The organism is Nonomuraea diastatica (assembly GCF_004349015.1).
Lineage (GTDB): Bacteria > Actinomycetota > Actinomycetes > Streptosporangiales > Streptosporangiaceae > Nonomuraea > Nonomuraea diastatica.
In genome coordinates this window covers 1-14,702 of record NZ_SMKP01000237.1, presented here as the reverse complement: position 1 = coordinate 14,702, position 14,702 = coordinate 1, and the positions used below count along the sequence as shown (strand labels likewise).

Sequence of the window (14,702 nt, the reverse complement as noted above, 5' to 3'; positions counted from 1 at the left end):
GGCCGGAGCGGGGGGTTCTGACAGGACGACGTGGACGTTCGTGCCGCCGATGCCGAGGGACGAGACCCCGGCAAGGCGCGGGCCGGCCGCGAGAGGGGCCCACTCCGTGGTGGTGGTGAGCAGGTGGAACGGGGTGGAGTCGAGGTCGAGGTCGGGATGGGGCCGGGTGACGTTCACCGTGGGGACCATCGTGCGGTGCCGGAGCATCAGCGCGGCCTTGATCAGCCCGGTGACGCCCGCAGCCGCGTTCAGGTGGCCGACGTTGGACTTCACGGAGCCGATCGCGCACCCGGACGCGCCGGCGAAGGCCGCGGCGGCGGCCGCCACCTCGATCCGGTCGCCGAGGTCCGTCCCGGTGCCGTGCGCCTCAAGGAACCGCGCGTCCGCGGGTTCCAGCCCGGCCGCCGCCCACGCCTCGACGATGGCGGCCGTCTGCCCGTCCACGCCGGGCGCGGTGAACCCCACCCGCCCGGCGCCGTCGTTGCTGAGCGCCGTGCCGCGGACGACCGCGTAGATCGGGTCGCCGTCGGCCAGGGCGTCCTCCAGGCGTTTGAGCACCACCAGCCCGACGCCGTTGCCGCCGACGGTGCCCGCCGCCTTCTCGTCGAAGGGCCGGCACCGCCCATCGGGCGAGAAGATGCCGCCGGGCTCGTACAGGTATCCCCGCTTGTACGGCGTGTCGATCGACACGCCGCCGGCCAGCGCCAGGTCGCACTCGCTGAGCAGCAGCGCCTGGACCGCCATGTGCACGGTGGCCAGCGACGTCGAGCAGGCCGTCTGCACGGTCAGGCTGGGCCCGGTCAGGTTCAGCCGGTACGACAGCCACCCGGCCATGAACTCCCTGTCGGTGAACATCCGCACCTGCATGGGCCCGAGCCGGGCCCGCAGCCCCGGATCGAGCTGCGCGGCGAGCGCATGGTCGCTGGGCTCGCCGCCCACGTACACGCCGGTCCTGTCGGGAGCCGCGCGCGGGTCGTGCCCGGCGTCCTCCAGCGCCGACCACGCCGTCTCCAGCAGCTGCCTGAGCTGCGGATCCAGCGCCCGCGCCTCCGCCGCGCCGAACCCGAACAGCTCGTGCTCGAACCGGTCCGCGTCCGCCAGGAACCCCTTCGACGGCACGTAGCCGGGATGGCGCAACTCGTCGGCGGGCACGCCGTCGGCCAGCAGCTCCTCCTCGCCGAAGTCGGCGATCGAGCAGACGCCGTGGCGCAGGTTGGCCCAGAACTCGGCCACGTCGCGGGCGCCGGGGAAGCGGCCGCTCATCCCCACGATGGCCACAGCCGGTGCGTCGGTCATGCGTTACCCTCTCTGTGCGTTCCTGCGCGCGGCGAGCCGTTCGCGCCTGCTCTGGCCTCGCCGTCTTGCCGCGTCGGCGTCCGCCCTGATGGGGGAGCCGGCAGGCGAACCGGCGGGGTGGTCCAGCCGGTCGGCGAGGGCGGCGACCGTCGGATGCCGGAACAGGTCGACCAGCTTGAGCCCGCCGTCCCCGCCGCGCTCGCGCAGCGCCGCCAGGACGGCCAGCAGCCTGATCGAGTTGCCGCCCAGGTCGAAGAAGTTGTCGTGCGCGCCGACCTGCCCGCCGACCTGCCCGCCGACCTGAGCAAGGCCGAGCGCCTCCGCCCACACCTCCGCCAGCAGCCGCTCGGTGTCGGTGGCCGGGGCGACGTAGGGGCGCCCCAGGTCGGGGCGGGTCGGCGGCGGCTCGGGGAGCAGCGACCTGTCCACCTTGCCGGACCTGTTGACGGGCAGCTCCGGCAGGAGGACGACCGAGTCGGGCACCATGTAGCCGGGCAGCCGTTCGCCGAGCCACGCCCGCAGCTCCGCGGCGGGTGGCGGCTCGCCGTCCGCCACCATGTACACCGCCAGCCGGTCGCCGCGCACGGACGCCGCCGCCACCGACACGCCGGGGTGCGCCGCGAGGACGGTCTCGATCTCGCCCAGCTCCACGCGGAAGCCGCGCAGCTTGACCTGCGTGTCCACCCGGCCGAGATAGGACAGCACCCCGTCGGCGTCGTACCTGCCGAGGTCGCCCGTGCGGTACATGCGCCCGCCCGGCGGCCCGTAAGGGTCGGCGACGAAGCGCTCCGCGGTCAGCCCGGGCCGGTTGGCGTACCCCCTGGCCATCCCCGATCCCGCCAGGTAGATCTCCCCGGTCACCCCCACGGGCACGGGACGCAGCCGCTCGTCCAGCACGTACGCCCGCCCGTTGGCCACCGGGCGCCCGATCACCACGGGCCGCCCCGGCGACAGGTCGGCCGTGGTCGCGTAGACGGTGGTCTCGCTCGGCCCGTAGGCGTCCACGATCCGGCGCCGCGGCGTCGCCCAGCGCTCCACCAGCTCGGCCGGGCACGCCTCGCCGCCGACGGCCAGCGTGCGCAGGTCCGGCAGCGACGTCTCGCGGGCGTCCGGCGGGCAGGGCAGCGACATGGCGGCCGACGGCGGCAGGAAGGCATAGGTGATGCGGGAGTCGCGCAGGCGGGCGTACAGGTCCTCGCCGAGCCGCTCGCACTCCGCCGCGATGTGCAGTTCGGCCCCCGCGACGAGGGAGAAGACCACGTCGGACACGGCCACGTCGAACCCGAACGACACGTACTGCAGCACCCGGTCGTCGCCGGTCACGGGGAACTGGTGGCGTACGGCGGTGGCCAGGTTCAGCAGGGCCCGGTGCTCGACGGCGACGCCCTTGGGGGTGCCGGTGGAGCCGGAGGTGTAGAGGATGTAGGCCGTGTTCGCGGGCTCGGGCCGCGTCGTGAGCACCGGCCCGACCGGAGGGAGGGGGTCGTCGCCGTCCGGGGCGGCCACGGGCACGCCGAGGTCCACGGGCTCGGCCGCGATCAGCAGCCGCACCCCCGCGTCGCCGATCATGAACGTCAGCCGGGCCGCCGGATGCCCGGGGTCGAGGGGCACGTACGCGCCTCCCGCGCGCAGCACGGCCAGCGCCGCCACCACCATGTCCGCGCCTCTGGGCAGGCAGAGCCCCACGGGGATCTCCGGCCCGACGCCCGCCGCGCGCAGCCGGCCGGCCAGCCGGTCGGCGCGCTCCAGTACCTCGCGGTACGTGAGCGCGGTGGCGCCGCAGACGAGCGCCGTGGCGCCGGGACGTTCCGCGGCCCGCTCGGCCACCAGGTCGGGGACCAGTCGGGTGGCGGTGGGGGCGGCCGTGCGGTTCCACCCGTCGACGATCAGGCGGTGGTCCGCGGCGGGGAGGAGGCCGGCGGCGCTCACGGGCCGGCCGGGGTCGCCGAGCAGGCCGTCGAGCAGCGTCGCGAAGGCGCGTGCCCAGTGGCGCACGGTCTCCCGATCGAACAGGCCGGCCCGGTAGACGAAGTGGGCGGCCAGCTCGTCGGCCTGGCGTTCGACGTTCATGAGCAGGTCGAACTTGGCGTCGTCCAGCAGCAGCTCGACGCGCTCCGCGGTGGCGCCGGGCAGGTCGAGGGTCAGCCGGGTGTCGTCGTCGTAGGCCAGCATCACCTGGACGAGCGGGTCGTGGCTCAGCTCCCTGCCGGGGACGAGGGCCTGCACCACAGCCTCGAACGGGGCCTCGTGGTGCGTCCGGGCCGCGAGGAGGCGCTCGCGCACCTGGCCGATCAGGTCGAGGAACGCGGGGTCGTCCGACAGGTCGGCGCGGACGGCGAGCGTGTTGACCAGCAGGCCGATCATGGTCTGGAGGTCCGCGTGGTCGCGGCCGGCCACCGGGACGGCGACGACCAGGTCCCGCTGGCCGCTGATCCTCGCCAGGAACGTGGCGAACGCCGCGAACATCACCATGTACGGCGTCGCGTTCCGTTCGGCGGCGACCTTGGCCAGCCGCTCCCGCGTGCCGGAGGGCAGCGGGACGCGTACGACGCCGCCCGCCGCCGACTGCACGGCGGGGCGGGGCCTGTCGGTGGGCAGGGCGAGCGTCGTGGGCGCGTCCTTGAGCGTCTCCGCCCAGAACGCGACGGACTCGTCCATGGCGTGCGACGCGAGCCGCTCGCGTTGCCAGGCGGCGTAGTCGGGGTACTGCGGCGCGGGCTCGGACGGCACGGCGCCCGCAGGCGGCGGCCCGGCGGGGGAGGTGAGCCGCCGGTAGGCGCCGGAGAGCTCCTCCAGCAGCAGCCGCAGCGACCAGCCGTCGCACACCAGGTGGTGGACGGTCAGCAGCACGAGGTGGTGCTCGTCGTCGAGGACGTACACCACGCACCGCAGCAGCGGCCCCGCCTCGACGTCGAACGGCGCCGCCGCCTCGGCCGCCGCCCGTGCGTGCGCCTCCGCCGCGGGCACGTCCCTCTCGACGCGCAGCGCGGCCTTCCACGATGGGTCCGCCTCCTCCGCGACGACCTGCAGGTAGCCGCCGTCGTGCGGCTGGAACACCGTGCGCAGCGACTCGTGCGCGGCGACCACCGCGTCCAGGGCCGCGCGGAACGCCTCGACGTCGAAGCGCCCGCGCACGGTGAAGGCCACGGGCACGTTGTACTGGGCGGTGCCCGGGTTGAGCTGGTCGAGCACCAGCATTCTGGCCTGCGCCGGGGACACGGGGAACTCGTACTTCTCCATCACGACTCCCGGAGGATCGGCTCGATGACTCTGGCGATCTCGGCGGCGGGCCCGGGCCTGAGCAGATCGCTGTGCCCGCACCCCAGGTCGTGGACCCGCACGTGGCGGGCGGAGCCGCTCCAGCGCTCCGCCTTGACCGCCGAGCCGAGGCCGCCGGGCTGGGCGGTGGCCGAGAACAGCAGCACCGTCCCGTCATAGGGGGGCGGCCGGTAGGTGACGGCCAGCCGCAGATGCCCGGCCACCGTGCCGGCCACCGCCGACAGGCGCTCGCCGGCCAGTCCCGACAGCGGGCCCTCGCTGCCGCGCACGGCGGCGAACACCCGCTCCCGCTCCAGCCGCCCCGGCTGCGCGTAGGGGTGCAGCGTGCGCGTGCGCAGCAGGATGGTCAGCGCCTCCTGCTCGACCTCGTCCGGGTCGGGCTCCTCGCCCGGCGGCCAGGGGACCGCGTCCAGCGAGGCGACCAGGCCCACCTGCCGGCCGCCCTCCCGCAGCCGGGCGGCCATCTCGTACGCGAGCAGCCCGCCGAACGAGTGCCCGAGCAGCAGGTACGGCCCCTCGGGCCGGACCGCCAGCAGCCGCGCCAGGTAGTCGTCGGCCAGCTCCCGCATGGTGCCGGGCAGCCGCCAGGCGCCGTCACCGAGCACCGGCGACTGCAGCGCGTGCACCGGGCGGTCCTGGGGGAGGTGGGGGAGCAGCGCGGTGTACGACCAGCCGATGCCCCGGCCGGGGTGCACGCAGAACAGCGGCGCTCTCCCGCCCTCGGCCCGCAGCGTCAGCAGCGGCGACAGGTCCAGCTCGGCCGGAGCCCGATCGGAGCGCGCGCCGAGGCGCACGGCGAGCTCGGCGGGCGTGGGGGCCTCGAACACGGCAGCGATGGAGGTGCGGACGCCGACCGTGGACTCGATCGCGGCGGTGAGCCGCATGGCCAGCAGCGAGTCCCCGCCGGAGGCGAAGAAGTCGGTGTCCGCGCCCGCCTCCGGCAGCCGGAGCACCTCGGCGAACAGGCCGCACAGCTCCTTCTCGCGCGTGGAGCGCGGCTCGGCGGGGTCGTGCGGGCTCGCGGCGGCCCGGGGAACGGCGTCCTGGCGGGCGGCGCGCGGCCCGGGAAGCGGAACGGCGGGCAGGGCGGCGCGGTCGACCTTGCCGTGGGGGGTGAGCGGCAGGCGGTCGAGCGGCACGTACTGGGAGGGGAGGAGATACCTGGGCAGCCGGGCGGCGGCGTGCGCGCGCACCCGCTCCAGCGCCCCGCCGGGCACCACGTACGCGACCAGCCGCCGGCCGCCTCCGGGCGCGTCGGCGGCGGCGACGACCGCGCGGGTCACGTCCGGCGAGCTCTCCAGGACGGACTCCACCTCGCCCGGTTCGATCCGGTGGCCGCGGATCTTCAGCTGGCCGTCCGCCCGGCCGGCGAACTCCAGCTCCCCGCCGAACGTCCACCGTGCCAGATCCCCCGTCCGGTACATCCGCTCGCCGCTCGCGTACGGGTCCGCCACGAAGCGTTCCGCCGTCGGACCGGGCCGGCCGAGGTAGCCGCGGGCCAGGCCCGTCCCTGCGATGTACAGCTCACCGACGACGCCGGTCGGGGACGGACGCAGGCGCGCGTCCAGGACGTACACGCGCGTGTTGTCCAGCGGCCGGCCGATCGGCACCGGTCCGCTCCCTGGGCCGCTCCCTACGGGATGGGCGGTGGCGAACGTGGTCGTCTCCGTGGGCCCGTACCCGTTGACGACCCGCACACCGTGCCGCGCCGCCCGGCGGACCGCGTCCGGCGGCAGCACGTCGCCCCCCGCCCACACCTCGCCCGCCGCGGCCAGCGCTCCGGGCGCGAGGTCGGCCACGGTGCGGAACAACTCGGCCGTCAGCCACACGGCGTCGAGCCGGCCGCGCAGGATCGTGTCCGGCTGGAGCGGGCCCGGCGGGGCGATGACGACGGTGCCGCCGTTCAACAGCGGCGCCCACAGCTCGTACGTGGCCGCGTCGAACGTGTGCGGGCTGTGGAGCAGCACCCGCCGGTGCGCGGCGAAGCGCCGGTCGGCGGCCAGCTCCGCGATGTTCTCGTGGGTGACGACGACGCCCTTGGGGGCGCCGGTGGAGCCGGAGGTGTACATGACGTAGGCGGCCGAACCGGGGTGCACGGGTTTCGGCGGGAAACCGTTCCCGTCCACGGCCGGCGGGCTCGTCAGGACGGTGCGGGCGCCGCTGTCGGCGATGAGCCGGTCGAGGCGGTCACGCGGCTGCCCGGGATCCAGCGGCACGTAGCAGCCGCCCGCCTTCAGCACCGCCAGCTGGGCGACCACCAGGTCGGGCGAGCGGTCCATGAGCACCGCGACCGGCGTCTCCTGAGCCACGTCGAGCCCGGCCGCGACCTGGCCGGAGCGGGCGTCCAGCTCGGCGTAGGTGAGGGTGTGCCCGCCGTGCTCGACGGCCACGGCGTCCGGGGTGCGGGCCGCCTGCGCCGCGAACCGCTCGGGCACCGATCCGCCCGCCCGCGCCCGCGCGGCGCCGTTCCAGGTCACGAGAAGCCGGCGCGTCTCCGCCTCGGGAAGCACGTCGCCGCTCTCCGAGCCCTCGGCCACCCTCTCGAACGCCCTGGTCAGGCGGGCCGCGATGGCCTCGGTCTCGGCGCGGCCGACCAGGTCGGCGCGGTGGCCGAGCCGCAGCCACAGCCGCTCGCCGGCCACGACCGTGACGGTGAGCGGGTAGTGGGTGGCGTCGCGCACCTCGGTCAGGCGGACGCCGGAGGAGGCCAGGCCGTCGCGGGGGTAGTTCTCGAAGGCCAGCAGCGTGTCGAACAGCTCGCCGGCGCCGCGCCGCACGTCCGCGAGCCGTACGTGGTGGAAGGCCGAGAGCCGGGCCTGCTCGTCCTGCAGGCGTTCCAGCAGGCCGGGCTCGCCCGTCCTGACCCGGACCGGCAGCGTGTTGATGAACAGTCCCACCATCGACTCCACGCCCGCCAGCTCCGGCGGGCGGCCCGACACCGCCGTGCCGAACACCACGTCGGAGCGCCCGGTCAGCCGCGCCAGCACCAGACCCCACGCCGCTTGCACCAGCGTGTTGACGGTCACGCCCGACCGGCGCGCCCGCCGGCGCAGTGCCTCGCTCAGCTCCGCCGTCAGCTCGGTCTCCACCGATTCCTGCCGCATGCTCGCCGTGCCCGCGCCGGGCCTGAGCAGGGTCGGCCCCGGCAGGTCCGCGAGGGCGTCCCGCCAGGCCCGCGCCGCCCGCTCGCCGTCCTGGGCGCGCAACCAGGCCAGATAATCCCGGTACGGCGGGGCGGGCGGCAGCGTGCCGGCCCCCGTGTAGAGGGCGGCCAGCTCGCTTGCCAGGATCGGCATCGACCAGCCGTCCACCAGGAGGTGGTGCAGGGTCAGCACCAGCTCCCGCCGGCGCACCAGGGTGGCGCGGACCAGCGGCGGCCGGGTCACGTCGAACGGGCGCAGCAGGTCGGCTTCCAGGATGCGCTCCAGCTCGGCGTCCGACGGCGGGTCCACCTCGGTCCACGGCAGGCGCACCCGGTGCGGGACGAGCTGCACCGGGCGGTCCAGTCCCTTGTGGCGGAAGCAGGCGCGCAGATTGGGGTGGCGGCCGAGCAGGGTCTCGACGGCCGCCCGCAGCCGCGGCGGGTCCGCCTGCCCATCGACGGCGAACCTGGCCTGGACGACGTACGCGTCGTCGCCGCCGTACAGGGCGTGGAAGAGCAGGCCCTCCTGCGCCGGGGAGAGCGGCAGCACGTCGGCCAGCGCGCGGCTCACCAGTCGCCGTCCAGGTCCGCTTCGAGCGCCTCGACCTGGCTCTGCGTCAGCTCGACCAGCGGGAAGTCCGAGCTCGTCGCGCCGCCCTCGCCCGCCTGCCCGGCCAGCTCGGCGAGCGCGCGGGACCAGAGCCCGGCCAGCTCGTCGGCGCGTTCCGTGCTGATCGCGTCGGCGGCGTAGGACCAGCTCGCCACCAGCCGGGCGCCGTCCTGTTCCGGCTGGGCGACGGCGTCCAGCTCCACCGCGTACGCCATCGGCGCCTCCGGCATGCCGGCCAGCTCCCCGTCGAACCTGCCCAGGTAGTTGAGGCGCAGGTCGGCGGCGGGCAGGGCGGCGAGCCTCGGCGCGGTGTCCCGGTTGAGGTGGCGCAGCAGCCCGTAGCCGAGCCCGCCCGACGGGATGGCGCGCAGCCGTTCCTTGATCCGCTTGAGCGCGGCGGCGGGCTCCCCCGAGGCGTCCAGCCGCACCGGGTGCTGGGTGGTGAACCAGCCGACGGTGGTGGAGACGTCGGAGTCGCCGGTGAAAGCATCCCGGCCGTGCCCCTCGACGTCGACGAGCACCTCCGTGCCGCCGCGCCAGCGCGTCACGGCGATGGCGAGGGCGGTCAGCAGGACCTCGTCCGGACCGCAGCGGAAGGCGGCGGGCAGGTGGGTGAGGACCTGCTCGGTGAGGTCCGCGGGGAGCCGCCTGGTGAGGGTGGTGCGCGGGCCGCCACGTCCCTTCCACCCCGGGGGCAGGAGGGTCTCGCCGGCCGCCGTCTCCTCCCAGAAGGGCAGCTCCGCCACCCGCTCGGGACGCTCCGCCTCGGCGGCCAGCAGGCGCGCCCAGCGGGCGAACGACGTGCCCTGCGCCGGCCCGCCGGAGCCAGGCGACCGCAGCAGCGCCTCCAACTCGGGGCCGAGCAGGCGCCAGGAGACGCCGTCCACGGCGAAGTGGTGCGCGGTGACGACCAGCCGGTCCGGCTCGTGCCAGACGGCGGCCAGCATCCGCCCGCTTCCGGGATCGAGCGGCGGAACCGCGTCCGGCCGGGACGCGGCATGCCGCGGGTCCGCGCCGGGTGCGTCGCGCGCCGGATCGGACGGGGCCTGGCCCGGTCCGGCGGCCACGCGGCTGAGCGGGACCTCCGGCGCCTCCTCCGGGGGCAGGACCTCCAGCTCCCAGCCTTCGCTCGCGTGTGGGCTCGCGTGGCGCAGCAGGCGCGTGCGCAGTGCCGCGTGCCTGACCGTCAGCGTGCGCAGCGCCGCCCTGATCCGCTCCTCGTCCACCCCTGCTGGCACGGGCACGGCCAGCGACTGCGTGAACGTGCCGAGCGGGCCTCCGTGCTCGCGCCACCAGTGCATGATCGGCGTGATCGGGAACCGGCCGGCGGGGGAGTCGGTGACGGTGCGCGTGCTGGCCCGGGCGACGGCCGCCAGCGCGGCCGGGGTCCTGGCGGCGAACACCTCGCGCGGCGTGAGCCCGAGGCCCTCCGTCCTGGCCCGGCTGACGAGCTGGATCGCCGTGATGCTGTCGCCGCCCATCCGGAAGAAGTCGTCCTCCGCCCCCACCCCGGGCACTCCGAGCAACTCGGCGAAGAGCGCGCAGAGCGTCGCCTCACGGTCAGTGGCCGGTTCGCGCGACGGACGCCCGGAGAGCCCCGCCACGGGCGGCGCGGGCAGCGCGGCCCGGTCCAGCTTGCCCTGCGGCGTGAGCGGCAGCGCGTCCAGCACCACCAGGTCGCTCGGCACCATCGGCGCGGGCAGCGCCGCCACGGCCCGGGCCAGGACGTCCGCGGTGTCGCACGAGCGGCCCTCGCGGGGCACGAGATAGCCGACCAGGCGGCCGTCGCGCGGCGCGACGGCCGCCCCGGCGACGGATTCGTGCCCGGCGAGCACCGCCTCGACCTCGGCCGGCTCGATCCGGTTGCCGCGTACCTTCACCTGGTCGTCAGCCCGGCCCAGGAACTGCACCTGGCCGTCGGCGCGCAGGTGCGCCAGATCCCCGGTGCGGTACATGCGCTCACCTGGCGGGCCGTACGGGTCCGCGACGAACCGCTCGGCGGTCAGCCCCGGCCGGCCGAGGTAGCCCCGGGCCACGCCGGGGCCCGCGACGTACAGTTCGCCGGGCACCCCCACGGGCACCGGCCGCAGCCGGGCGTCCAGGACGTACAGGCGCTGGCCGGCGAGGGGGCGGCCGATCGGGGGGAGGCCGCCGCCAGGGGTGAGCGGGTCGCTGACGCTGGCGGCGACCGTGGTCTCCGTCGGCCCGTACGCGTTCCAGAACCGTACGCCCGCCCACGCCGACACCAGCTCCGCCGGGCACACGTCGGCGCCCGAAGCCAGTCCCCGCAGGTCGGGGTAGTCGCCGGGTGGCACGGTCGCCAGCACCGCCGGCGGGACCAGCGCGAACGTGACCCGCCGCTCCCGCAACACGTGGCCCAGGTCCGCACCGATCAGTGGTCCCGAGGGCGGGACGACGAGCGTGCCGCCCGAGCCGAACGCCATGCACAGCTCGGCCACCGAGATGTCGAAGGCCGGCGCGCCCAGCTGCAGCACGCGGCTGCCGGCGTCCAGCCCGAACGCGGTCACCAGGGTGCGGGTCAGGCTCGCGACGCCCGCGTGGCCCACCACGACACCCTTGGGGCGGCCGGTGGAGCCGGAGGTGTACATCACCCAGGCCGCGTCGTGCGGCCGGATGGCAGGCGTCGGCCCGCCCGGCGCGGACGCCGTCGGGGACAGGCGCTCGATCGCCAGTCCCGGCAGCACGCCCGGCTCGGCGACCAGCAGCCTCGCGCCCGCGTCCTCGATCTGGTACGCGAGCCGTTCGAGCGGATGGTCGAGGTCGAGCGGCAGGTACGCGGCCCCCGCCCGCTGCACCGCCAGGATCGCCACCACCAGGTCCACCGAACGGCCGAGCGCCAGCGCCACCACCTGCTCGGGCCCCGCCCCGCGCTCGCGCAGCACGCCCGCCAGGCCGTCGGCCCGCTCCAGCAGCTCCCGGTAGCTGAGCCGCTCGCCGTCCGACTCGACGGCGACCGCGTCGGGCGTGCGCGCCGCCTGCCCGGTCGCCAGCTCGGGCAGGCTCGTGAACGGCGACTCCACACCGGTGCCGCCCGTTGTGCCGCCCGTTGTGCCGCCCGTTGTGCCGCCCGTTGTGCCGTCCGTGCTGGCTCCGGCGGGGTGCGCAGGGGACAGCGGGAGCTCGCCGGGCGGCACCAGGCCGGCCGCCGCCACCGGCGCGTCCGGCTCGGCCACCAGCGAGCCGAGCAGCGTCGTGAACGCCTCCGCCCAGGCCCGGACGACCTCGGGCGCGTACAGGTCGGTGCGGACCTCCAGGCTCGCCTCGAACCCGTCGTCGGAGTCGCGCACGATCCCGATCAGGTCGTGCTCCCCGCCGGTGTGCACCCGCTCGGGATCGGCGATCTCCCGCAGCCGGGCCACGCTCTCCTGGCGCGGCAGGTGCATGAACACCCACTGGAACAACGGCGACCGCCCGGCCACCCGCACGGGGTCGACCGCCCGCACGATCCTGCCCACGGGGACGTCGGCGTGCGCCAGCACCTCGGGGAAGCCGGCGGTGAAACCCGACAACAACTGCGCGAACGTGGTGTCCGCGCCGAAGTGCCAGCGGATCGGGACGGAGTTCATGACGTAGCCGATGACGCGGTCCAGGCCCTTGGCGGACCTGTTGGCCACGGGGGTGCCCGTGATCAGGTCGCGCTCGCCGGTCATCCGGTGCGCGAACACCGCGAACGCCGTCATCAGCACCCCGTACACGGTGGCGCCGCGCTCCCTCGCCAGCGCGCGCACGGTCGCCTCGGTGTCCTGGCCGACGCGGAACACGATCTGCTCGACGCCGAACTCGCCGCCCTGGGAGGCCGAGCCGACGGTGAGCGGCCGGGGCGGGTCCGCCAGGTAGCGTCGCCACCAGGCGAGCTGGGCGTCGAACACCCCCGCCGCCTCCAGCTCACGCTGCCAGCCGGCGAAGTCGGCGTACTGGATCACGGGGCGGCGCAGGCGCTGCCCGGCCCGGTCCGGGGTGCGGTCGCGCACGGCGCGGAAGGCCTCGGCCAGCTCGCCGTGCAGCACGTCGAACGACCACCAGTCGGTCGCGATGTGGTGCAGCGCCAGCACCAGCGTGGAGCGCGTGTCGTCCACGGTGATGAACCGGCCTCTGATCAGCCGCCCGCCGTCGAGGTCGAACGTACGGCGGCTGAACGCGTGCAGCGCCTCCCGCAGGCCGACGCCCGTGCCGCGCAGGTCCAGCCGCTCCAGCTCGAACGGCTCCGCCGGCGGGAACTCCACCCGCAGGTCGCCCACCTCGCCCTTGATCCGCATGCGCAGGCTGTCGTGGTTGTCCTGCACGATGGTCAGCGCCGCCTCCAGGTCGGCGGGGTCCACGGGGCCGTCGAAGTGGTACGAGCAGCACAGGTTGAGCGCCGCCGTGTCCGGATAGAGCGACTCGAACACCCACAGATCCTCCTGCGCCGGGCTGAGCCGCACCGGCACGGAGGGGTCGCGCGGGGGCACCACGTCGGGGATCGCCTCCAGCCTGCCCGCCGCGACGAGCCGCCGCAGCAGCTCCACCCGGCGCTCCCCGTCGAGCGCGGCGAACCGCTCCGCGCTGCTGCCCCGTGACGCGGGTCTCGCGTGTCCCCCTGCCGATGTCACATGTCCTCCCGCAGCTCAGCGAGCCGTTCCAGCCCGGCCAGCACCTCGTCCACACCGAGCCCGAAGTCGACGAAGCAGGCCACCTCATCGCAGCCCAGGTCGGCCAGGTCCGCCAGGCTCTTGCGGCACGTCTCGGCGGAGCCGAGCAGGCTGCCCCAGGTCAGATAGCGCTGGAAGGCGAACGCGGCGAGCGTGCCGAGCTGCTCGTCGCTCAGCGCCGCCGCCCGGCCCGCGCCGCCCTTGTTCGCCGCGGTCTGCGCCACGTACGACCTGAGGTAGTCCTTGAGCGGGCCGCCCGCCCGTTCCCTGGCGTGCTCGTCCGTCTCGCCCACGTAGGTGTGGGCCATGAGCGTGACGGTGCCCCTGGGCGGGGAGCCGGGCTGCTCGGGGGCCTGGTCGTAGGCGTCCCGGTAGCCGCGGATCTTCCCGGCCAGCTCCTCGCGGGTCTGGCCGATGGTGGCGCCGAGGATGTTCGTCCGCATCCGTCCGGCCGCCTCCCACGTCGCGGGGCTGCCCGAGGTCGTGGTCCACAGCGGCAGGTGGCCGGAGTACGGGCGCGGTTGCGACGTCACCGTCACCGGCTCGCCCGCGCCGTCGGTGAACTCCACCGCCTCGCCCGCCCACAACCGCCGCAGCAGGGTGAGGTCGCGGAAGGCGCGCTCCCTGCGGTCCTCGTACGCGCCGGGGGCGAGCACGAAGTCCTTCGAGTGCCAGCCGGTCGCCACTGAGACCCCGGCCCGGCCGCGCGACAGGTTGTCGACGACGGCCCAGTCCTCGGCGACGCGCAGCGGGTGGTGCAGCGGGAGCACGAGGCTGCCCGCCCGCACGTGGATGCGTTCCGTGGCCACGGCCAGGGCGGCGCTGAGCAGAGCCGGGTTGGGGAAGACCTGCCCGACCTGCTGGAAGTGCCGTTCGGGGGTCCAGACGGCGGTGAAGCCGAGCCAGTCGGCGGCCTTCGTGATCGCCAGGATGTCATCGTATTTCGTGGCGTGGCCGACGGTGCTCGCGTCGTCCGCGCCGAAGAACATCACGCTGAGGTCCATCAGAGCCTCCTGAGGGGACCGTCGCCTTCAGGCGATGGGGAATCGGGAGCGGAAGGGCCGCCATGGCCTGCGTGCAGTGGCGGAACCTCAGACATTGCCGCCACCTCCGGATAGATCGAGCTTGTGCTTTCGGGCATCGGTCAGGGCTCGGCCGTCGTCTCCCGCGCAAGCGGGGCGAGAAGCCGCTCCCTTCAGGGAGCGGAAAAGTCACGGTGGCGCTCCTCCTCACGGACGGGTGCGCGGGATTCTGGGCAGGCGGGGGATGTCCGGCTCCGGGGAAGCGGTCAGTTCGGTGGCCAGCTCGGCGACGGTGGGGGCGTTGAAGAGGTGGCCGGCGGTGGCGGGCAGACCCTGAGCCGCGAGGCGCGCGGCAACCCGTACGGCCTGCAGCGAATTGCCGCCCAGCGCGAAGAACCCGTCGTCGAGGCCGATCCGCGCGACGCCGAGCACGTCCGTCCACACCGCCGCGATCCGCCGCTCCACCTCCGTACGCGGCATCCGCGCCCGCCCACCGGCCGGCACCGGATCGTTTCCCGAGACCACGTCGGCTCCTGAGCCCCGTCCGGTTCCGGGGCCCAGGTCGATGCCCGAGCCTGGTCCGGCTCCCGAGTCAGCGGCTCCTGAGTCAGCGGCTTTCGAGGCCGGAGCGGCGCCCCAGACCGGTTCGGCTTGTGAGAGGGGGGGACCGGGTTCGATGGCCGGGGCGGGTGCCGATGGGGAGG

6 protein-coding genes are annotated in these 14,702 nt (G+C 75.4%); all 6 read right to left on the bottom strand.

What is annotated here, in order from left to right:
* Positions 1-1,296, bottom strand: a 1,296-nt coding sequence (locus E1294_RS46590; protein ID WP_132518327.1) for a beta-ketoacyl [acyl carrier protein] synthase domain-containing protein, incomplete at its 3' end; no start/stop codon positions are given.
* A gap of 3 nt (positions 1,297-1,299) precedes the next feature.
* Entirely contained in the window at positions 1,300-4,536 is a 3,237-nt protein-coding gene (locus tag E1294_RS46585; RefSeq protein WP_132518325.1) for a non-ribosomal peptide synthetase, read from the bottom strand.
* Positions 4,536-8,288, bottom strand: a complete 3,753-nt coding sequence (locus E1294_RS46580; RefSeq protein ID WP_181958661.1) for an amino acid adenylation domain-containing protein — start codon at positions 8,286-8,288, stop codon at positions 4,536-4,538. Before E1294_RS46580 ends, E1294_RS46585 begins: the two co-directional genes overlap by 1 nt.
* Entirely contained in the window at positions 8,285-12,937 is a 4,653-nt protein-coding gene (locus tag E1294_RS46575) for a non-ribosomal peptide synthetase (protein ID WP_132518321.1), read from the bottom strand. Before E1294_RS46575 ends, E1294_RS46580 begins: the two co-directional genes overlap by 4 nt.
* Positions 12,934-13,980: a MupA/Atu3671 family FMN-dependent luciferase-like monooxygenase gene (locus E1294_RS46570; RefSeq protein WP_132518319.1), complete on the bottom strand. Its 1,047-nt coding sequence runs from the start codon at positions 13,978-13,980 to the stop codon at positions 12,934-12,936. The genes E1294_RS46575 and E1294_RS46570 overlap by 4 nt, the downstream gene beginning before the upstream one ends.
* Before the next feature lie 225 nt (positions 13,981-14,205).
* Positions 14,206-14,523, bottom strand: coding sequence for a phosphopantetheine-binding protein (locus E1294_RS46565; protein ID WP_132518317.1), 318 nt, complete (start codon positions 14,521-14,523; stop codon positions 14,206-14,208).
* Between the last annotated feature and the right edge of the window lie 179 nt (positions 14,524-14,702).

Excerpts from the sequence above, each read along its gene's own strand:
- E1294_RS46570 (WP_132518319.1), bottom strand. The coding sequence starts at position 13,980 with ATGGACCTCAGCGTGATGTTCTTCGGCGCGGACGACGCGAGCACCGTC.
- E1294_RS46585 (WP_132518325.1), bottom strand. The coding sequence starts at position 4,536 with ATGGAGAAGTACGAGTTCCCCGTGTCCCCGGCGCAGGCCAGAATGCTG.